This window comes from Streptomyces sp. NPDC085944, assembly GCF_040686295.1.
Classification (GTDB): Bacteria; Actinomycetota; Actinomycetes; order Streptomycetales; family Streptomycetaceae; genus Streptomyces; species Streptomyces salinarius.
In genome coordinates, this window is the sequence record NZ_JBFBJX010000028.1 from 47,245 (window position 1) to 66,956 (window position 19,712).

Here is a 19,712-nt window from a genome sequence, read left to right on the forward strand (position 1 = left end):
CTGGAGGGCGCAGAGCGCGTCGGTCAGGCCCGGGATGTGACCCGCCGTTTCATGGCCCAGGCGCGGGCCGCGCACAGGGATACACCTTCGCCGGCCCCGTCGCCATCGGCCTGCGCCCCGCGCCCCGCGCCCGACGAGACTGCCGTCCGGTTCCGCGTCCACAGCCGCATCGCTCCGGCAAGAAGACGGGAGTCCCAGCCAGGACCGCAGGACCGGGCCCAGAACATCGGTGCGGACAGCTGCCTCTTCGGGTTGCCGCGAGGGCTTCCCGTCTTGGCAGCCGGGCTCTCGCAGGACCGGCCGGCAGATGTGGCCTCAGCCGTCGGCCTTGCCCACCAGGCCGGCCGGGCGCCTCTGCAGTTCCTCGTTGATACGCCGCGCTTCTTGGAGCTGGTCTTCCAGGATGACGATGCGGCAGGCCGCCTCGACGGGAGTGCCCTGGTCGACGAGTTCGCGGGCGCGGGCCGCGATGCGCAACTGGTAGCGGGAGTAGCGGCGGTGGCCACCCTCCGAGCGGAGCGGCGTGATCAGCCGGGCTTCCCCGACGGCCCGCAGGAAAGCGGGGGTCGTGCCGAGCATCTCGGCCGCCCGACCCATGGTGTAGGCGGGGTAGTCGTCGTCGTCGAGACGGCCGTACGAATCGTCTACTGTCATCTGCACCTCTCTGCGGAACGCATGGAGGGGCCCTGATGCCATGCGGCACCAGGGCCCCGAAGGAACTCCTACACCATCTGCCGACCCTGATACTGCGTCGGCCTTCTGTGTCCGCGGACCCGACCTGCCTGCTGCCGGGGGCGCGGGGATCGCGGTTTCTTGACCGGAGACCACCTCACTATCGATGTCCTGCGGTACCCGAGCCCGAAACTGCGCCCGGGCGATCCTGATGGCGCTTCGTTCCTCCGTTCTTTCCTCTAGTACTGCTCTACTGCTGGTGACACGAACCTCCCAGCGACCTGTGACAGCGCCACTGTCCGGCAGTCGGCCCCGTTGCCCGTCCTGCACCTGCTCCGGCTTGGAACCCCACTGCCGAACCACCCGGCGCGCGCGTCCGCAGCCGACGCCTTCACCGAGGTACCGCTCACTGACTTCGCTGCTGGGTACTGCCACTGCGGCGGCGGCCCCTGATCACTGCGGGCCGCCCGGTCCGGTCGTCAGTCCCGTCGCCGTCCTGCACCATCCTGGCTTCGACACTCCACCACCGCACCGTCCTGCAACTACGGGTAATGCTGCCCGGCAGTTCGTCTCTGCCGGACCCTGCGGTCCTTCTGGGTCACAGGAGAAACATAGCCACACTGCTGCCCAATGTCTACTCCAGCCGATACAGATTTTCGCGTGTCCGATGGGAAGGTAATCACTCTCGAACAGTGATGGATGCTGGGGGTGAGGAGGGCCTGCGGGCCGCAGCCGGGACCCAACCCCCCGGGCGGACAGGATCAGATCGCTGCCCCAGAGGCCGGAGTGTCCTGATGGAAACGGTGAGCACCAAGGCCGCCACCCTCCGCTCGGCGACATCCGTGACCGACGCCCACGACAGGGCAGTGACTTTCTGCAAGGTCTCGTACCGGGGCTCGCACCCGAGACCGCCGGCAAGGTGACCCTTCGGGAGGTCTCCGTGCCGGTGGGGTCGAGCTTGAACTCGACGTCCATGTTCCACGGCAGCTTCTGCTTGCAAAGGCGGCCGTCGGAGTCGTAGCAGCCGGCACCGTCGCCGATGGCGCCCATGACCGAGTCGCCCCGTTGGTCCAGGAGGCGATCGCGACGGAGCCGGGTACGTGACGCCGTGGCGGACGACCCGGCGCGGGGCGCCGAAGCCCTTTGGTCGGCACAGCCGATACTCCCGAGCCAGCCAATGCGGCCATGTGTGGGTGGCGTTCGACAGCTCGTGGGCAGGGCACGCGCGCATCCTGCCCTGCGTCGTCGAGCGTCAGGAAACGGGGGACCAGACAGCCAGGCACTTGGCAATGACCGGTACATCCACGTTGTCCTGCGCGACTTCCTCCACGAACGGTCCGGCAACGGAGACGGGCGGCGGGACAGTCCCGGCCGCGGCGCCGTTGAACCACAGGAAGACGCGCATGGCGAGCCAGGCGGTGGGCTTGTTGCCGTCGATCAGCGCGTGATTGCGGGCGACGGAGTGCAGAGGGACGCCGATCTTCTTGAGGGTGGCGGGCATCGTGAGCGTCTGCCCGCCGGGGCCGCCGCTGTTGGTCAGCAGCACACCGTGGCGCTTGTCGGGGTTTTTGCTCGCCAGGCGGGAGACGGCTATCTCGATCTTCTTGCCGTCCGGCTTCTTGTAGTCGAGGGGGACCTTCAGGGTCGTGCACTCGACACCCGGCGCGGCGACGCCCTTCGGGCATTCTCTCCAGTTCAGCTTTGATCCGCCCGCGTTGGCCGACGAGCACCCTGCAGAGGAGAGCGCCACCACCACGATGACGGCGAGTGCGGATACGAAGGACTTCTTCATGAGGGCCTTCTGTGCGACGTGTGGGGGGCAGCTCCCGTTCCCCCCCAACCGGAGCCTCACTCCGATCAGTTGGAGTCCTGATCCAGGAGGCCGGGGACCGGGGCAACGCGACAGGTCGCGGAGGTAGCGCTGGCCGGATGGAGCAGCCTTCACAGCAGAGGCGAGCCATGCTCGCGGCGAGTACGCACGAAGCGATCGTCGACGCGGCCGGCCGCCTGTTCGCCGAACGGGAATACGTCGCGACGACCGTGCGCGAGATCGCCGCGTTGGCGGACGGGTCCCCGACGGGGCCGGAGGCTCCCGCCGCCCATCCGGCGCTTACATGCTGGAGCTGATCACGCCGCGGGTGCTGAGCACGATGTACGAGTCGTTGGCGTCCAGTCCGGCGTCCTGCTTGTCCGCGTCCAGCGTGGCGACCACGGCGCCCTCGTCGTCGAGGATGTCCGCGTGGTAGCGCAGCTCGCCGAGCTTCGTGACCTCGGCCGTCCAACCGCCCTCGAGCTCGTAGGTGCCCGGGCCGTAGTGCTCGCCGCCCATCCAGGAGTGGATCTCGCCGTCCACCCCGAGTACGACGTACATGCCGTTTGCGTCGAGCCCGGCGTCGTGCTGGTCGGCGTCGAGCGTGGCCACCACCGCGCCGTCGCTGACGATCTCGGCGCTGTAGTGCAGGTCGCCGAGCTTGCTGATCCTGGCCGTGCTTCCGTCGGCCAGGGTCTCCGTGCCGGCCGTTGATCCCGCCTGGATCTTCGCGTCGCCGGCCCCACCGTCGCCGATGGAGTGAGAGACGGAGACGGCGTCCTTCGATGCCGGGCTGGCGGAGGCATCGGTGGTCCCGGCCTGGAACGCGGTCAGCGAGAAGGCCGCGGCGGCGGTGAGGGCGGCCAGGCCGGTGAGACGTACGGTACGACGAGTGGTCATGAGGGAAACCTCCTGCGAGTTGTCGAGATCGCGGCCGTGTGTTGTTCGTTGCGCCCTGGAAGACGGCACTCCGGCCGGCGCGGGTTCACCCGAGTTTGTCCGCATGCCGTAACAGAGGAGCTGGCTGCCGACGGCTCGCTATCGCGCGCTGCCCGCCCTTCTCCCGCGAGTGATCGGTGTCGACGACTTCGCCCTACGGCGCCAGCACAGCTACGCTACGGTCATCATCAACGCCGAGACCGGCCGGCGGATCGAAGTACTGCCCGGCCGCGACGCCGCCACTCTGGAACATCGCGTACGCGGAAGCGACCCTTTACAAGTCATCTCATTTGGCGAGTCCGCGGTAGCAGATGAGGGTGCAGGCGAGGCTGGTGAAGGCAAGGAAGTGCTCGGCCTTGCGCTCGTAGCGACGGTGGAGTCGGCGGAGTCGGCGAGCCAGGCCATGGTCCGTTCGACAGTCCAACGGTGCCGCCCGCGTCGCTGTGAGCGGGCGGTTCTTAAAGTCTTTGGGTGGGTCTGCCATCGCCTGATGGTGTGACGGCAGGGCGAAATCCGCCGGTCCACGGTTGGTGATCTGGTGATGCGGCCGGGTGAGTGAACGCAAGCCGTACCCGAGTGACTTATCGGACGAGCAATGGTCATTGATCGAGCCGGTGATCACCGCGTGGAAGAACCGACACCGCTCGGTCAGCGGACACCAGGGCGCCTACGACATGCGGGAGATCGTCAACTCGGTCCTCTACCAGGGGCGAACCGGCTGCCAGTGGGCCCGTCTCCCGCACGGCCTGCCGCCCAAGAGCGCGGCCCGCCACTGCCTTCGGCTCGTCAAGGTGACGTGGGTTCGTTGAGGGTGCGGGGTTCCCCCGAGAGGCGGGGATTGGCGACAGCAGGTCGAATGGGATTCACAGAGACGAGCGCTGCTGATGCCTGCCCCGAGGGGGTATCCGCTGGAGTTGCGAGAGCGTTCGGTGCGGATGTACCGCGCCGCGGAGCCGAAGACGGTGATCCGCCGCACGGCCGAGGAACTCGGTGTCCACCACGAGGCCCTGCGCAACTGGATCCGCCACGCCGAGGCCGATGCCGGCGAGCGAGGCGATCTGCTGACCAGCGACGAACATGCCGAGCCGGCCGCGTTGCGCAAAGAGAGCACCCAGCTGAAGCGGTCGAACGAGATCCTGCGGACGGCCTCGGCTTTTTCGCGGCACAGCTCGACCCGACCCGGCCCAGGTGTCCGTGCTCCTCACCGAGCACGGACACCTGGAGGTGGAGCCCCCTCCGGGAACTGGAGATCCCCTCCTCCACCTACTACCGGTGGCGCCACGCCGAGAAGAAGCCCTGCGAACCGTGAGGCCAGTGCCGGCTGTGAAGCAGTCGAGGGTGTCGGGCCGGTACTGGAGGCGCTTGATCCGGTTGCTTACGAGGGCCTCGAGTCGGTCGAGGGCAACCTCGGCGATGTCGGCCAGGCCGCGCTTGACGTGAGCCCACACCCACTCGACGGGATTCGGGTCCGGCGAGCAGGCGGGCAGCAGAAACACCGGGGACACTGTCCTCCAGAGAAGCGAGCACAGGTGATACGGCAGCGCCGATGGCCCGGGTGCAGGGTCAGCCAGTGGCAGATCACGCTGGGCCGTTGCGGTCGTCTCTGATCGCCTCCACGAGCGGGTTCCCGATCATTCCCGCGGACGTGGGAGAGCGTGGTGCGAGCACAGCATGCGTGCTGCTGCCTTCCTGTGGCCAGCCGCCCAAGGAGTCGTCGTGGAACCCACGCTGATCAACGGAATCCCCGCACACCCTCTGCTGGTCCATGCAGTGGTCGTGCTCGTACCCCTGACAGCGCTTTGCCTGGTGGCCTGCGCGGCATGGCCGCCCATCCTGCGACGGTTCGGACTGGCCCTGCCAGGCCTTGCACTCATCTCCCTGGCCCTCGTACCCCTGACCACGGGCGCGGGCGAATGGCTGGAAGAGCGGGTTCCGGAGACGCCCCTCGTGGAGAGGCACGCGGAACTGGGCGACGAACTGCTTCCCTGGACGATCGGCATGCTCGCAGTCGCTGCCCTGGTCTGGTTCGCCTACCGGCATCTGGCCGTTCCGGAAAGCCGCCCTGCGGCAGGCACCGACACGGCAGCACGGCCGAGAGCATCGGTATGGGCGATCGCCGTCCTACTGTCGGTCGTGGTAGCCGTAGGCGCGGTTGTCCAGGTGTACCGAATCGGTGATTCCGGCGCCAAGTCTGTATGGCGCGGATCCTTCAGCACTACAGCCAACTGACCCGGCAACGGTCACCGACAGCCGATGTGCGGGGCAGGAACGAGGCCGGGGCTTTCGCCTGCCGCGCGGCAGGCGAAAGCGATGCTGCCAATGCGACACCGTCGCTTGGAGCTTGCTCCGCGGAGTTCCTGTGGAGGCGGTCCGGACGACTGGGTGAAGCGCCGCCCAGACCGCCTCGCATCATGCGGCGCAAGGCACTCCCGCTGCTGTCAGCGCGGTCAGCGCAGCCTGTCCAGCGCCTGCTGGAAGGCAGCCGCGTGCTTGGCCTCGTCGCCGGCGGTGTCGTGGAAGTAGTCGGCTGCGGCGGTGTCACCGACGGCGGCGGCGCGCTCGGCGAATGCCGGGTACACGTTCGTCGCCTCGTTGTGCTCCCCGGTGACGGCCTTGCGCAGGTTCTCCTTCGTCGAACGGACCAGCCCGGCCAGAACCGCCTCACCGGCGAAGTGTTCCTGCAGTTCGACCTTGGCCGTCCCCTCGAAGAGACGAGCCAGGGCGGGCTTGCCGGTCTGCCGGGCGTGGGCGGCGAAGAGCGAGTACTTGGCCTGGGCGAGCGCCTCGCCGTGCAGGGCGGTGTCGAGGTTGGCCTTGGTGCGGTCGGCCTTCACCTTCGGCAGGCCCGCGGGCACCTTCACCACATCGGCCGTCGGCGGTGCCGGTACGGTGCCGCGGCCGGTGGACAGGGCGGTGAGGGCTGCGCGGAAGGCGTCGCGATGACGGCCCTCGTCCGCGGCGATCTCGCTGAAGAGCTTGGCTGCCTCGAGGTCTCCGTCTTCACGGGCCTGTTCGGCGAAGCGCTGGTACATGACCTGGTGCTCGTAGGTCTCGCCGCTGATGGCCTGGTTCAGGTTGGCGGTGTTGAGTCCGACCGTTCCGGCCAGGGCGGCCGCCTCGCGCAGGTGCTCGTTCAGCTCGGTGTGCGCCGTGCTCCGGAAGAGCTTGCCAACGGCCGGCATGCCTTGGCGGTCGGCCTCGGCGGCGAACAGGCTGTAGGCGGCGTAGGCGTACGCCTCACCCTTCATCCCGGTCGCCAGGTCGGCCAGCGTCTGCGGCTGGGGAGCACCGGTCGTGGTGTGCGGTGACGGGGGCGGCGCACCCCCGGCCAGAGCCGGTACTGCCGGCACGGCTGCGGCCAGCGCACACAGACCCACTGTGAGCGCACGTATCGAATGGCGGAACACTATGTCCTCCTTACGCTGCGCACCCCCTGTGGGTGCGAACGTCCCTTCTCATGCCACCCGCACCTGCAGGACGATGCCTTATTACGTCACCCGTAGGAGTGAATACGCACAGTCATCGCACGTCGGACGGAGGCGGAAGTGGGAATCTTCGTGGTCTTGAACAGACGTGTCAGCTGGAGGGCGTTCTCGTAGGCGATCGGTGATCGTCGCAGCGTCGCTCGCCCCCGTCGGCCAGTGCGTCAGCGACCCGCTGCCCGGCCTCGGGCACTGACGCCGGGCAGCGCGTGAGCGCTGGGGTGCGGCGTACGGTGGAGGTATGGCGCCGCCCCTGCCGGGCCCGCTGGCCCACCTCGCCCCGCTGCTCGGCCACTACGGGTACTGGGCTGTTGGCGCCGTGATCGTCGTGGAAGACTTCGGCGTCCCCGCCCCGGGCGAGACGATTCTGATCGCTGCCGGGATCTATGCCGGGGCCGGCCGACTGAACATCGTGGCCGTCGCGGTGATCGCGTTCGTCGCGGCCGTCGCGGGCGACAACGTCGGCTACCTGATCGGCCGCTCCGGTGGACGCGCCTTCGTCCACCGCTGGGGCCGCTATGTCCTCCTCACCCCCGAGCGCTTCCGCAAGGCGGAGGAGTTCTTCACTCGCCACGGGGGCGCAATCGTCGTCGTGGCCCGGTTCATCGAGGGGCTGCGCCAGGCCAACGGCGTCGTCGCCGGGACCAGTGGCATGCCCTGGCGCCGCTTCCTGGCCTTCAACGCGCTCGGCGCCGCGCTGTGGGTGGGCCTGTGGGCGACGCTGGCCTACGCGGCCGGTACCCACATCACCACTCTCTACGACGAGATCACCCGCTACCAGCTCTACGCGCTGATCGCCCTCGGTGTCCTGGCCGCAGCGTTCGTCGCCCGGCACCTGCTGCGGCGCCGGCACCAGAACTGACGCAGAGTGCCGCGGGCCTTCACCGTTTTGTCTCCGGCTGGGGTACGGACGACGCCGAGAGACGGTGAACGTACGCGGCCACCGCGAGGACTCCGGTCAGTACGGCGAGCGCCCCGAAGCCGTAGGTGAGCGTGGCGGTCGAGGCGACGGCGGCGACGAGGAGCGGGCCGCCTGCGTCGCCGAGTTCACGACCGAGCTCGGCGGCGCCCATGGTCTGCCCGAGGCGTTCGGCGGGGGTGCTCGCGGCCAGCGCGGCGAACCCGAGCGGGGTGATCAGCCCGGTGCCGACTCCGATCAGCACCGCTGCGAGGAGGATGCCGGTCAGCCCGGGCAGCATCGCGCAGGCCAGCCCGCGGCGGTGAGCGACAGCCCGGCGGCGAGGCCGGTGCGGGTTTTGAGGCGGTCGTCGTCCAGGGCTCGGCCGGCCCGCGGCTGGACGAGAGCGGCGCAGCCAGCGAGTACCGACACCGCCGCCCCGGTCGCGACCGTGCCCAGCCCTGCCGCGTGGCCGGAGACCGGCAGGAACCCGACGCCGACCGACAGGGCAGCGGTGGCCGCGGCGAGCGCGGCCGTCGGGTTCAGGAAGACGGGGTCGGCCAGGCGGCGGGCCAGGTCGAGGACGGTCTGGCGGGCCCTGGGCAGCGGCGGTACGACGGGCACGGCGAGGACGGCCCAGACGGCGACCGCTGCGCCGAGCACTGCGAGGACGGTGAACAGCAGTCGCAGGCCGCCGGCCCACACCAGGACGCCGCCGAGCAGCGGGCCGAGGGTGTAGCCGATGGATTTGCAGAAGCCGTAGCTGCCGAAGGCGCGCCCGTGCTTGGCCGCCGGGTTGAGGCGGGCGACCAGTGAGGAGGCGGATGGTGAGAAGGCGGAGGCCGCGGCTCCCTGCCCGAGGCGTGCGGCCCACAGCCAGCCGAGGCTGTCGGCAACGGCGTACAGCGCGGACGCGGCGGCGAAGGCCACCAGCCCGCCGAGCAGCACCGGGCGGGCGCCGATCCGGTCGGCGAGGGTGCCGAAGAGCGGTTTGAGGATCACCTCGGCGCCGTCGTAGAGGGCGAGCAGCCCGCCCAGCACGAGCAGGGAGGTGACGGCGTCGTCGGTGTGCCCGCCGAGGCTGGCGGCGATGCCGTGTGCGCCGAAGGCAGTGGTGAATCCGCGTACAGCGGCCACATCTGCCCAACCGGGGTCGAGGGCGCGGTCACCGGTCTGTCTCCGGGCTCTGGTGGAGGGCGGCGAAGACCTGCTCGGCGTAGTCCTCGCAGGCGGCGGCGCACCGCTTGAGCCGTCGGCCGGCCTCGGCCGCTTCCGGGGCGCCGAAGACGTCTCGCGCGGTCAGGTCGCGGTGCCGGCGCCGCAGCCGTTCCCACTGTGCTCGGTGATGCGTCAGGCGTTGATCGCCCCACTGGCCAGGAGCCCCAGGAGTGCCACTCCGGCGATGATCCGGTAGATGACGAACACGTTGAAGGAGTGCTTGGCGACGTACTTCAGCAGCCAGGCGATGGAGGCGTAGGCCACCACGAAGGACACGGCGGTACCCACGGCGAGCGGGGCGATGCCGGCCCCGGCACCCACGGCATCCTTCAGCTCGTACAAACCGGCTCCGGTCAGGGTCGGGATACCGAGAAAGAAGGACAGCCGGGTGGCGGCCACCCGGTCCAGGTCGAGGATGAGCGCGGTGGACATGGTGGCGCCGGAGCGGGAGATGCCGGGGAAGAGCAGGGCGAGGATCTGGGAGCAGCCCACCAGCATCGCGTCCTTGAACGTGGTGTCGTCCTCGCCGCGCTTGTGCCGGCCCACCTGGTCGGCCGCCCACATCACACCACTGCCGACGATCAGGGAGGCGGCCACCACCCACAGCGACCCGAGCGGTCCCTCGACGAGCTTCTTGGCCGCAAGCCCCACCACGACGATCGGAATGGTGGCATAGATGACCCACCAGGCGAACTTGTAGTCGTGGTGGTAGCGCTCCTCCTTGTTGATCAGTCCGCGGCGCCACGCGGAGACGATCCGCACGATGTCCTTGAAGAAATACAGGAGCACGGCGGCGATCGCGCCGACCTGGATCACGGCGGTGAAGCCGACCACGCCAGTGTCGTCGACCGGGATGCTCATCAGCCCCTCGGTGATCTTCAGGTGGCCGGTGGAGGACACCGGAAGGAACTCGGTCACCCCCTCGACGACTCCCAGGACGGCGGCCTGGCCGATACCGATGGCACTCATACGGGGTCCCAATCATCTGAAGGGGGCAGGGGGCATGGCACACTCGCAGAGCGGAACTTTTACACCCGTATAGAAGTCCCACACGCGTGTAGAAGATACACGGCAGGCCAGGAACGAGGGAACGACGACACTGTGAGCGACAACACGCAGGCCCGCGGCCCGAAGCGCGCCAACGGCGTCCGAGAGAACGAGATCCTCACCCTCCTGCAGCTGGCCGACGGACCGATGACGCCGGGCGAGGTGACCGAGCGTCTCGGCGGCGAGCTGACGTACAGCAGCGTGGTCACGATCCTCACCCGGATGCAGTCCAAGGGCCTGCTCACCCGTAGTGCGCGCGGCAGGGCGTACGCCTACGCTCCGGTCACCGACGACGCCGGGTTCGCCGCTCGCCGTATGCGCACCGTCCTGGAGGAACGGCCCGATCGCGAGGCGGTCCTGGCCCGCTTCGCCGACGGGCTGTCGGCCACGGACGCCGAGATGCTGCGCCAGTTGCTCGGCCCCGACACCGACACCGACTGACAGGGGGCCGGCCGATGCGCATAGCCGTCTACATGCCTTTGCTGCTCACACTGTTCGCGCCGCTCGGCGCGCGGCCGCTGTCCGAGCGGTGCGAACCCCGTCTGGCCACCTGGCTGCTCACTGCCTCGTCTCTGCTCCTGAGCACTGCGAGCATGATCTCCCTGGGCCTGCTGGCCGTCACCGGCCTGATCCGCATCCCGCTCCTGGCCGACCTCGGCCACTGGTCGGCCCACAGCGCCCAAATCGCCGACCCCGTCCAGCTCTCCATCGCGCTCGCCGCCGGGCTGCTGCTCGGCGGCGCAGTGATCACCGCTGCCCGCATGCTCGCGCGCCGTGCGCGCACCCTGGCCGCGGCCGCGGTGGACGCCGCCTGCATGCCCGCACGTGACGGGCTGGTGGTCGTGGAGGACGAAGCCCCCGACGCCTACGCACTCCCCGGACTGCCCGGCCGGGTCGTCGTCTCCACCGGCATGCTGCACACCCTGGACACGTCCGAGCACGACATCCTGCTCGCCCACGAACGCGCACACCTGACCGCCCATCACTACGCGTTCGTCGCCCTGGCCCAACTCGGCGCCGCCGCCAACCCGCTCCTGCGTCCCCTGGCCACTGCCGTGACGTACACCGTCGAACGCTGGGCCGACGAGAACGCCGCCACCTCAACCGGCGACCGCACCCGCGTCGCCCGCGCCGTCGGCAAGGCCGCCCTCGCCGCCCACCGCACCCCGAGCCGCCTGCGCACAGCCGGCGCCGTCCTCGGCATCCTCGGCCACCGCGGTCCGCTCGCCGCCGCGGGCCCGGTACCCCGACGCGTCGCCGCGCTCCTCGCCCCGCCACTCCGGCGCCATCCCGCCCTCGCAGCGGTAACCGCAGCCGTGCTTACCGCCGCTACGCTCGCCACCGCGGAAGCCGCCCATGACCTCGACCTGCTGTTGAGGACGGTTGGCGCCTGGCAATGAGCTTCTTCGAGTTGGCCACCGATCGGGTGATGGACCGCGAAGCGCAACGAGCGAGGCCCCCGGGCTGTTGATCGAGATGTCTGACGTCTCAACCGCGTTGCTCGGGGGCCTCGTTGGTCCTCTATCCTGCCGCACTCGACCTGCCGCGACCGGCGCTGCAAGCTCCGTCCGTCACAGCGCGCGATGGTGGCACTGGGGTACCTGCGCGAGCACACCACCCTCGCGACGATCGCCGCCGGGTTCGGGATCAGCGAGTGCACCGCCCACGCCTGCACCAGCGCGGTCATCGACCTGCTCGCCGAACGTGCGCCGGGTCTGCTGAAGACGCTGCGTGAGCACGAACCCGGCAACGACAGAGTGAAGGCGCCGGATAGTGGAGAGTACGCAGCCGAGCAGTAGGGCCTGATCGGTCGCGCCACCGCCGGCAGGATCCCACGATGGCGCGTCTTCCGGTCATTGAAGCTCCGCCATCTTGAAGTGGCTGGTCAGCGGGGTGGCGTGACCCCGTTTCGGGGTGCTCGTGCTGGTCGTGTGCGGCAGTCTGTGGTGTAGATCGTCTGGCACTGCGGTTTTGCCGATGAGTTCACCGTCCTCGAACGGTCTACCCAGCGACACGACCGTTCTCGACAGGAGTGCCATGTCCACCATCCAGCCAGTGATCTTGACTGCCGACCACGACGTCCTGCTCGGCTTCTATACGAAATTGTTCGGCGCCGAGGAGATCTTCCGGGTGCCGGAGGAAGGCCCGGTCTTCTACCTCGGCTTGCGCATCGGCGACACCGACTTGGGGCTGGTGGCCAAGGCGAACCCGGGGGACCGGGAGGCGTCGCGGATCCTGCTCAGCATCGGTGTCGACGACGTCGACGAGACGCTCGGCCGGGTGGCGGCGCTGGGCGGCTCGGTCCGCGGCGGCCCCAACGACATGCCGTGGGGACAGCGCGTCGCCCACATCCAGGACCCCGACGGCAACCCGGTGAACCTCACCCAGCCGATCCCGGCTCAGTGACGTTGTTCCGGGTGCTTGTGCTGGTCGTGGGCTGCCTGCGGTAGAGATCATTTGCTGGTAGTGGCCTCGATGTTCGTCAGAACGAGCAGCGCGCGAAGCAGGTGGGTGGCGCGGGCGGGGTCGGTGCGGAGTTTGGTGAGGATCCGCCAGTTCTTCAGGTGGGCGAAGCCGCGTTCGACGGGGGCGCGTCCGGCGGCGAGCACTCGGTTGGCCTCCTTCTCGGCGGGTGTGAGCTTGCGGGCGCGGGTGGCCTTGAAGCCGGTGACGACCACGGGATCGTCCCCGTCGCCGTCCAGGCCGATAAAGCCCAGGTCGGCCAGTGCGCCGAGGCCGGCAGCACGCAGGTGGGCCAGGATGTGGTCGCGGCGGGCAGCGGTGATGTCGTGGGTGCGGCCGGGCCGGGCGGCCGATATCCACACCAGGCGGCCCCGCTCATCGGTCAGGGCAATCACGTGCAGGTCGTGGCGGCGATGCTTGCCGGAGTAGTTCGGGCGGTTCGCGCGGCCGGTGCGGCGCTGGGTGGGGATGAGGGTGCCGTCGATCAGGACGACCTCCCCACCTCGCCTGGCGATCTTCTTCAAGGCGCGGTCCAGCCGCGGGGCCTTCGCGGCGAGCAGCCCGAGCAGCTCGTCGCGCCAGCGCCGCACGGTGGTGGCGGACACGTCGTTGCCGCCGGCCATGTCGGCCAGGCGCTGGTCGTGCCGCAGTACGGCCAGGACGATGGTCGCGATCCTCCCGGACGGCAGCGCCCGCCACCTCGACCGTATCGCTTTGAGATGGCGTCGCAGCAGGTCGGCAAGGTAGGTCAGGGTGTGCGTGGACAGCGGCAGGCGGCACTGGTAGACCAGGGACACGGTGCCCCCGGCGTGCTCTTTGGTTTTCGTCACACAATTCCAACGGCCGCCGGGGGCACCTCAGTTACGCTCGGACCGCCCCGCAGCCGAAGGTCACGGGCGAGCGGTGAACTTCCCGTCGGGCCGCTTATGCAGCCAGCCACGGTCGGCCAGCTTCGTCAGCTTCCCGCGCAACGGCTCCAGCTTGCCCCGCACCCCGGTGTCCAGACCCAGCATCTCGCCGATCTGCCGGGTGGCGACCGGGCCCGCGGCCTGCCGCACGGCGGACAGGATGCGCTGGTACTCGGCCGGCAGCGCGGACTCGCCCACCCCCGACCCGCGCTCCGGGACCAGCCGCACCGCCCGCCCCGCCACCTGCACCACCGGCGACCCGGCCTCCGCCCGCTCCTCGGCGACCTGCTCGCTCATCCGCTGCCACACCCGCTCAGCCACGGCAAGCTCGTCCCGCTCGGCCCGCACCTCCGCCAACTGCTTGACCAGCTGTTCTTCAAGCCCATCCAGCTCCGCACGCCGCGCGGAGATCCGCTCCAACACCTCGGGATCCATCATGCGTCGGAGCGTAGGAGCGGCCTCGTCGACGACGGGCGAGAATCCGCAAAACCGCCCTGCCAGACGATCTACACCCCAGACTGCCGCCCACGACCAGCACGAGCACCCCGACACGGGGTCACGCCACCCCGCTGACCAGCCACTTCAAGATGGCGGAGCTTCAAAGTACGACAGCTACGGCCTGCCAACCCAAATCGAAGAGAAGACACTTGGCGGAAAGCTGCGCTGCTCCACGGTCAGCTACGTCCGCAACACGAACGCGTACCTGATCGAATCGGAGTCCCGCCAGAAGACAACCCTGGGCGCCTGCGGCACCTCGGGCGGAGAGGTCGTCGAAGACACTCGCACGCTCTACGACGGCCAAGGGTTCGGCGTGGCACCTACCAAGGGCCTGCCCACTCAGGTGCAGGAGATGAACGCCACCGGCGACGGTTACGTCACCATCGACCGCACCGAGTACGACATCCACGGCCGCGAGACGGCGACCTGGGATGCGGACAACCGTAAGACATCCGTCACGTACACGCCGGTATCCGGCGCTCGACCCGTGAAGCAGGTCTCCACCGACCCGCTCGGCCACACCGAGACGACGCAGTTCGACGACGTCCGCGGCATGCCACTGACCGAGACGGACGCCAACGGCAAGAAGGCCGTCATGGAGTACGACCCGCTGGGTCGACTCCTGAAGGTCTGGGGAACCGACCGCAACTCGGCGACACAGACACCGTCCGCCACCTACGACTACACCGTGCGGCGCGACGGACCCACGGTCGTCACCACGCGCACCCTGAAGGACAACGGACAATACGCCGTCTCCTACGAGATCCTCGACGGCCTGCTGCGCGAGCGGCAGACCCAGGACGAGGCGGTCGGCAACGGCCGGATCGTCAACGACTCCTTCTACGACAGTGCCGGCCGCAAATGGAAGGAGAACGACGGCTACTACAACGACTCCGAACCCGAGGCGAAACTCCTCCAGGTCGGCGACCACGACGTCCCCTCCCAAAACCGCACCCTGTTCGACGGCCTGGGTCAGCCCACCACCGAGATCACCTACTACCGCGGCACCGAGAAGCTGCGCACCACCACCCAACGCGACGGCGACGTCACCACCTCCATCCCGCCCAAGGGCGACACGGTCACCGCGACCTTCGAGGACGCCGAGGGCCGTGTCGAGCGGCAGCGCGAGTACACGAACACCGAACGCACCAAATGGCGTGACACCGTCTACGAATACGACGACCTCGACAACCTCGTAAGGGTCACCGCCCCCGGCGGCGCCGCTACCTCCTTCGAATACGACAAGCGCGGCCGTCAGACAGCCGTCGTCGACCCCGACGGCGGCCGAACGGAGATGACCTACGACAACGCCGACAACGTCGTATCCACCACCGACCCGCTCGAGCGGACCCTGGTCACTACCTACGACGCCGGCGGCCGGCCGACGTCACTGCGGGAAACCAGCGCGACCGGTCCCAAGCGCATCGAGTGGACCTACGACACCGTGGCCAAGGGCCTGCCCACCGCAGCCATCCGCTACGACAACGGCCGCGAGTACCGCGAGGAGGTGACGGGGTACGACAACGCGTATCGCGTCAAGTCGAGCCAGACTGTCATCCCTGACGAGGAGACCGGCCTGGCAGGTACCTATACGTACAAGTACGCCTACACCCCGACCGGAAATCTCGACTACGTCGAAGTACCGGGCGTGGGCGGCCTGGTCAACGAGACGGTCGTCTTCGTCTACAACTCCGACGGCCTGCCCATCGCCATCGGCGGCTCGGCCCCGTACCTGACCGATGTGCAGTACTCGGCGTTCGGCGAGATCCTCCGCACCGACGCCGGACCGGCCGGCAAAAAGGTGTACGGCTCGTACATCTATGACGAGTTCACCCGCCGGCTCCAGACAGCCACCTTCGACCGTTCGATAGCGCCAGTCCGGATCAGCGAAACCAAGTACGGCTACGACGAAGCCGGCAATATCACCAAGATCTCCGACACCCCCGGCGGCGCGACACCGGACTCGGGCAAGACCGACACCCAGTGCTTCGTCTACAACCAACTGCGGCAGATGACCTCTGCCTGGTCGGCGAAGACGGACGACTGCACGGCCGCACCGTCCAAGGACACCGTCGGCGGCCCGGAAGCCTACTGGCAGTCGTACGAGTTCGACGCCGCGGGCAACCGCACCAAGCTCGTCGAACATGACACCACCGGCGATACGGCCAAGAACGTCACCCGCACCTACACCTACGGCAAGACAGGTGTCGGCGGTCCCAACGCACTGGCCGAGATCAAGTCGGTCGGCCCGCAGGGCGAACGCCTTAATACCTTCGCCTACGACAAGGCCGGCAACACCACCCAGCGCCAGCACGGCGGCACCACCCAGACCCTGGAGTGGGACGTCGAAGGCGAACTGCGCAAGGTCACCGAACCCGTAGAAGGCGGCGGAACGAAGGCCACGTCGTACCTGTACGGTGCGGACGGCGAACGTCTCATCCGCACCGGAGCCGACGGCAGCCGCACCCTGTACCTGGGCGATGCGGAACTCACCGTCAGTGCCGACAACATGACGAAGACGGCTGAGCGCTTCTACGCCCACCCCGACGGCATGACAACCGTCCGGGCGACCGGCGGCGTGCGCCAGCTCATGATCTCCGATCACCACGGCACGTCCCACACGGTCGTGGACATGGCTGACCCGGCCATGGGCGTCACACGACGCAAGTCGATGCCGTTCGGCGAGGAACGAGGACAGCAGCCCGCCTCTTGGCCCGGACAGCGGGGTTTCGTTGGCGGCACCGTCGACCAGGACACAGGGCTGACCCGTCTAGGAGCCCGTGACTACGATCCCGTGACAGGCCGGTTCATCTCCGTCGACCCCATGGTCGACTACGGCAACCCCGCCACGATGAACCCCTACGCCTACAGCAACAACGCGCCGGCCACCTTCTCCGACCCCTCGGGCGAGTTCTTCCCGATCGTCATCGGCATCGCAGTCCGGATTGCGGCCCAAGCCGCAATCCGCGCAGCAGCCCGCCGCGCGGCGGCCATCGCCGCCCGCAAGGCAGCCCAGGCCGCCGCACGACGCGCCGCTGCACTGGCCCGCAAACGTGCCATCGAAGCCGCCAAGCGAGCCGCAGCCAAGGCCCGCCGAGAAGCCGCACGCAAGGCAGCAGCTGCCAAGCGAGCTGCAGCCAAGCGAGCCGCCGCACAGGCAGCGGCCAAGCGAGCAGCAGCCCGACGAGCGGCAGCTCAGGCCAGGGCTCGAGCTGCACGAGCCGCAGCGAAGAAGGCAGCAGCCCGACGAGCGGCAGCCCGCAAGGCAGCCGCTCGTCCGAAGCCCCGCTCCAAGCCTCGTTCCCAGCCGAAGCCGCGCCCCAAGCCGTCCCAGGTGAAACGAGCAGCAAAAAACACGGCAAAGGAAGCACGCAACGAGGTCAAGGAAACTGCCCAGGAAGAAGCACAGAACGCAGTCTGCGAGACCAACAGCTTCGTGCCCGGTACGAAGGTACTTATGGCCGACGGCTCCACCAAGCCCATCGAAAAGGTCAAGACCGGCGACAAGGTCATAGCCACCGACCCGAACACCGGTCGCACTTCCATTCAGACCGCCACAGCGACGATCGTTGGCAAGGGCACCAAGCACCTGGTCAAGGTGACCCTGTCCCTTCACAATGAGTCCGACCGGCATGGCACGAAGACCACTACGGTCACCGCAACCGCTGGCCACCCGTTCTGGGTTCCATCACTACGGGAGTGGATCGACGCCGGCGAGTTGAAACCGGGCCAGTGGCTACAGACGTCCACCGGCACGTGGGTACAGGTCTCAGCCGTTGAGGCATGGGCAGCCACGAAGGCGACGGTCCACAACCTCACCGTCACTGACGCGCACACGTACTATGTGCTGGCGGGCGAGACGCCGGTCCTCGTTCACAACTGCAATGAAGTCTTCTATCGCGCGATGAGTGAGAAAGAATTCAACCAGCTGGGACCCAATGGCGAGATCACTGTCCGAGGTACCGAGAATTTCGTTACGCAGGACCGTGAATATCTCGAAGGTCTGCGGCATCAGACACACCGCAGAGGAGGCAGAAATGCCGAGAAGTACACGGTTCTGGTTCGCTTCGAGATGTCCCCGGGTACCCGCGACGCGTTGATCGCGTCCGGTAAAAGTCCGGGCGAAATTGGCCAGGATGTAAATGCCGTGCACCTGAAGTCGGAGCGTGGCTTCGACACGTACGGCCTCAGACCCGGATCGGTCGGAGTGTTCAATTCGAGAATCGCCAGATTCGGAAGAGTGGAGGACTGGTGACGTTTCACGGAGAGGAAAGATCTCTGGCTGATCTGGTTGAAGCACTCGCCGACGGCACAGGGCGGGATGCCAGGTTCATCGCGGCTGGGCATCCCGAGGTCTCTCAGCTCATCGCATCCTGGATCCGGGAAGCCGCTCACGCGGGAAACTGGACAAGGGTCGACAAATTCGCCAACCTGGCTGCCCCCCTGCGGGCGCCGGGCCTGGGTGGGGCCCTTCAGGAGATCCTTGATTCGGATGCCGTGGGGTTCAACAAAGAGGATCTCGTGGAGATCCTCGGGGAAATCCGGGAAGCGGGCGCGGTCGCTTGCCTGTTCAGGGTGGCGGAAAGTTCCGTGGGCGAGGATGCTCCGGCGTACTGGCTGTGTCAGAAGGTCATCTCCTCTCTGGGGGGGATCGGCACGCCGGAAGCCCTTGAGTGCCTTCGCCGAATGACGCCCAAGTCGTGGCCCGACGTTGTCCGATGGCATGCGGCTGTCGAACTCGGGGTCGAGGACGAGCTCGGGTTTGACGAAGATCAGATGCTGGGATAGCCGGAACCCCGGGCGCTTTTAAGATCAAAGGAGTTTCCATAGCGTTAGCGAAGAGAAAGCCCCGCCAGGTGTGTTCTGGCGGGGCTTCTGCGTGAGGTGACGGCAGTAGCTGACGGCAACGTCAGCGGATGAGGGCGGCGCAGGACGGCGGTTCATCGCCGTCGCCGTTGACCGTCCCGATGACCTCCAGGCCGCCGAGGGCGGTCCTGAGGGTGTCGATGGCGTCGCGCTGGAGGCGGAGTCGGACGTGGGCGTAGACGGTGGCGGTGACGCCGATGTGGGCGTGGCCGAGGAGTTCCTTGATGACGACGAGTTCGACGCCCTGTTCCAGGAGCAGGGTGGCGGTTGAGTGTCGGAGGTCGTGGAAGCGAATGCGGCGGAGGCCAGCCTTGCGGAGGAGCGTGGTGAAGGTGCGGGTGAGGTTGGTTGGTTCGATCGATCCGCCCTGCGCAGTGGTGAAGACGTGCCCGTTGGACTGCCACGCGGTGCCTGCTGCCTCGCGTTCGCGCTGCTGCTGTTCGTGGTGGCGCTTCAGTGACTGGACGCAGCGGGCGGGGAGGGCGATGCGGCGTTCAGAGGCCCGGGTCTTGGTGGGCAGTGTGGTGAGCCCGCTGGCGCGGGTGCGCTGGAGGGTGCGGCGGATGGCGGCGGTGCCGGCGTCGAGGTCGAGGTCTTCCCAGCGCAGGCCGAGGAGTTCGCCCTTGCGGAGTCCGGTGTGGAGGGCGAGTTCGAGCAGCGCGTGCAGCCGGTGTTCGCGCGTGGCCGCGAGGAGCTGGCGGGCTTCGTCGGCGGTGAGGGGTTCAAAGCGCCGGGGCCGGGGTGTGCCTGTGCGGACGTTGCGGGCGACGTTGCGCGGGATCTCTTCCTCGCGGACGGCGTGCTCCAGGGCGGACTTGAGAGGGCGTTAAGTCCCGTTCCTGATGATGTGGTGTCGCCCGTTCGTGGGTGATGGGGCGGTTTCGCCCTCGTGTCATGGCGTGTACATGATG

17 protein-coding genes and 7 pseudogenes are annotated in these 19,712 nt (G+C 68.3%); 12 read left to right on the forward strand and 12 right to left on the reverse strand.

Features of this window, described 5'->3' with window-relative positions; all coding sequences use genetic code 11:
- Positions 1–315 precede the first annotated feature (315 nt).
- From AB0P07_RS34460 to AB0P07_RS34470, 3 genes and pseudogenes are all read right to left on the reverse strand, one after another.
- Complete coding sequence (locus AB0P07_RS34460; RefSeq protein ID WP_365557807.1) at positions 316–654, reverse strand: MerR family transcriptional regulator; 339 nt, start codon at positions 652–654, stop codon at positions 316–318.
- Between the two features lie 1,270 nt (positions 655–1,924).
- Positions 1,925–2,140: pseudogene (locus AB0P07_RS34465) on the reverse strand (toxin); the annotation flags it as partial.
- A gap of 45 nt (positions 2,141–2,185) precedes the next feature.
- A pseudogene (locus AB0P07_RS34470) lies at positions 2,186–2,356 on the reverse strand (alpha/beta hydrolase); the annotation flags it as partial.
- Positions 2,357–2,601: 245 nt separating this feature from the next.
- On the opposite strand from AB0P07_RS34470, the gene AB0P07_RS34475 reads away from it, so the two are divergent.
- Positions 2,602–2,799 (forward strand): TetR family transcriptional regulator, encoded by a 198-nt coding sequence (locus tag AB0P07_RS34475; protein ID WP_365557809.1) that lies wholly within the window; start codon positions 2,602–2,604, stop codon positions 2,797–2,799.
- On the opposite strand, the gene AB0P07_RS34480 is transcribed toward AB0P07_RS34475, so the two are convergent.
- Positions 2,783–3,382 carry a hypothetical protein gene (locus AB0P07_RS34480; RefSeq protein WP_365557812.1) on the reverse strand — a complete coding sequence of 200 codons (600 nt, stop codon included), beginning with the start codon at positions 3,380–3,382 and terminating at the stop codon, positions 2,783–2,785. The two genes, AB0P07_RS34475 and AB0P07_RS34480, sit on opposite strands and share 17 nt — an antisense overlap.
- Positions 3,383–3,530: 148 nt before the next feature.
- Here AB0P07_RS34480 and AB0P07_RS34485 point away from each other — a divergent pair.
- A pseudogene (locus AB0P07_RS34485) lies at positions 3,531–3,671 on the forward strand (transposase); the annotation flags it as partial.
- Positions 3,672–3,707: 36 nt separating this feature from the next.
- Here AB0P07_RS34485 and AB0P07_RS34490 read toward each other — a convergent pair.
- Positions 3,708–3,868, reverse strand: a pseudogene (locus tag AB0P07_RS34490) (transposase); the annotation flags it as partial.
- A gap of 104 nt (positions 3,869–3,972) precedes the next feature.
- Between AB0P07_RS34490 and AB0P07_RS34495 the strand changes: the two are divergent.
- The 3 genes from AB0P07_RS34495 to AB0P07_RS34505 all read left to right on the forward strand — a co-directional run bounded on the left by AB0P07_RS34495 (position 3,973) and on the right by AB0P07_RS34505 (position 5,650).
- Positions 3,973–4,230 (forward strand): transposase, encoded by a 258-nt coding sequence (locus AB0P07_RS34495; protein WP_365557814.1) that lies wholly within the window; start codon positions 3,973–3,975, stop codon positions 4,228–4,230.
- Between the two features lie 75 nt (positions 4,231–4,305).
- Positions 4,306–5,028, forward strand: coding sequence for a transposase (locus AB0P07_RS34500; RefSeq protein ID WP_365557816.1), 723 nt, complete (start codon positions 4,306–4,308; stop codon positions 5,026–5,028).
- A 109-nt stretch (positions 5,029–5,137) separates the two neighbouring features.
- Positions 5,138–5,650 (forward strand): DUF2231 domain-containing protein, encoded by a 513-nt coding sequence (locus tag AB0P07_RS34505; RefSeq protein WP_365557817.1) that lies wholly within the window; start codon positions 5,138–5,140, stop codon positions 5,648–5,650.
- Between the two features lie 218 nt (positions 5,651–5,868).
- Here AB0P07_RS34505 and AB0P07_RS34510 read toward each other — a convergent pair whose 3' ends face one another.
- On the reverse strand, positions 5,869–6,771 hold the full coding sequence (locus AB0P07_RS34510; RefSeq protein ID WP_365557819.1) for a ferritin family protein: 903 nt from the start codon (positions 6,769–6,771) through the stop codon (positions 5,869–5,871).
- Positions 6,772–7,144: 373 nt separating this feature from the next.
- Between AB0P07_RS34510 and AB0P07_RS34515 the strand changes: the two genes are divergently transcribed.
- Positions 7,145–7,765 carry a DedA family protein gene (locus AB0P07_RS34515; RefSeq protein ID WP_365557821.1) on the forward strand — a complete coding sequence of 207 codons (621 nt, stop codon included), beginning with the start codon at positions 7,145–7,147 and terminating at the stop codon, positions 7,763–7,765.
- A gap of 19 nt (positions 7,766–7,784) precedes the next feature.
- On the opposite strand, the pseudogene AB0P07_RS34520 reads toward AB0P07_RS34515, so the two are convergent.
- From AB0P07_RS34520 to AB0P07_RS34530, 3 genes and pseudogenes are all read right to left on the reverse strand, one after another.
- Positions 7,785–8,940: pseudogene (locus AB0P07_RS34520) on the reverse strand (MFS transporter).
- A gap of 26 nt (positions 8,941–8,966) precedes the next feature.
- Positions 8,967–9,263 (reverse strand): Chromate resistance protein ChrB, encoded by a 297-nt coding sequence (locus AB0P07_RS34525; protein WP_365557852.1) that lies wholly within the window; start codon positions 9,261–9,263, stop codon positions 8,967–8,969.
- On the reverse strand, positions 9,152–9,988 hold the full coding sequence (locus AB0P07_RS34530) for an undecaprenyl-diphosphate phosphatase (RefSeq protein WP_365557824.1): 837 nt from the start codon (positions 9,986–9,988) through the stop codon (positions 9,152–9,154). The genes AB0P07_RS34525 and AB0P07_RS34530 overlap by 112 nt, the downstream gene beginning before the upstream one ends.
- A gap of 132 nt (positions 9,989–10,120) precedes the next feature.
- Here AB0P07_RS34530 and AB0P07_RS34535 point away from each other — a divergent pair, with 132 nt between their 5' ends.
- The 4 genes and pseudogenes from AB0P07_RS34535 to AB0P07_RS34550 all read left to right on the forward strand — a co-directional run bounded on the left by AB0P07_RS34535 (position 10,121) and on the right by AB0P07_RS34550 (position 12,472).
- Positions 10,121–10,507, forward strand: a complete 387-nt coding sequence (locus tag AB0P07_RS34535; RefSeq protein ID WP_365557827.1) for a BlaI/MecI/CopY family transcriptional regulator — start codon at positions 10,121–10,123, stop codon at positions 10,505–10,507.
- Between the two features lie 14 nt (positions 10,508–10,521).
- On the forward strand, positions 10,522–11,466 hold the full coding sequence (locus tag AB0P07_RS34540) for a M56 family metallopeptidase (RefSeq protein ID WP_365557830.1): 945 nt from the start codon (positions 10,522–10,524) through the stop codon (positions 11,464–11,466).
- Between the two features lie 147 nt (positions 11,467–11,613).
- Positions 11,614–11,811 (forward strand): annotated as a pseudogene (locus AB0P07_RS34545) (transposase family protein); the annotation flags it as partial.
- 292 nt (positions 11,812–12,103) lie between these two features.
- A complete protein-coding gene (locus AB0P07_RS34550) occupies positions 12,104–12,472 on the forward strand; it encodes a VOC family protein (RefSeq protein ID WP_365557832.1) in 369 nt (122 codons plus the stop codon).
- Between the two features lie 47 nt (positions 12,473–12,519).
- Here AB0P07_RS34550 and AB0P07_RS34555 read toward each other — a convergent pair whose 3' ends face one another.
- Positions 12,520–13,359 (reverse strand): transposase family protein, encoded by an 840-nt coding sequence (locus AB0P07_RS34555; protein ID WP_365557835.1) that lies wholly within the window; start codon positions 13,357–13,359, stop codon positions 12,520–12,522.
- Positions 13,360–13,419: 60 nt separating this feature from the next.
- Positions 13,420–13,875, reverse strand: a complete 456-nt coding sequence (locus tag AB0P07_RS34560) for a hypothetical protein (RefSeq protein WP_365557838.1) — start codon at positions 13,873–13,875, stop codon at positions 13,420–13,422.
- Here AB0P07_RS34560 and AB0P07_RS34565 point away from each other — a divergent pair.
- Both AB0P07_RS34565 and AB0P07_RS34570 read left to right on the forward strand, forming a co-directional pair.
- Positions 13,874–18,190 carry a polymorphic toxin-type HINT domain-containing protein gene (locus AB0P07_RS34565; protein ID WP_365557840.1) on the forward strand — a complete coding sequence of 1,439 codons (4,317 nt, stop codon included), beginning with the start codon at positions 13,874–13,876 and terminating at the stop codon, positions 18,188–18,190. The genes AB0P07_RS34560 and AB0P07_RS34565 overlap by 2 nt on opposite strands.
- Entirely contained in the window at positions 18,187–18,723 is a 537-nt protein-coding gene (locus tag AB0P07_RS34570; RefSeq protein ID WP_365557843.1) for a HEAT repeat domain-containing protein, read from the forward strand. The genes AB0P07_RS34565 and AB0P07_RS34570 overlap by 4 nt, the downstream gene beginning before the upstream one ends.
- Positions 18,724–18,844: 121 nt before the next feature.
- On the opposite strand, the pseudogene AB0P07_RS34575 reads toward AB0P07_RS34570, so the two are convergent.
- Positions 18,845–19,621 (reverse strand): annotated as a pseudogene (locus AB0P07_RS34575) (site-specific integrase); the annotation flags it as partial.
- Positions 19,622–19,712: the final 91 nt, after the last annotated feature.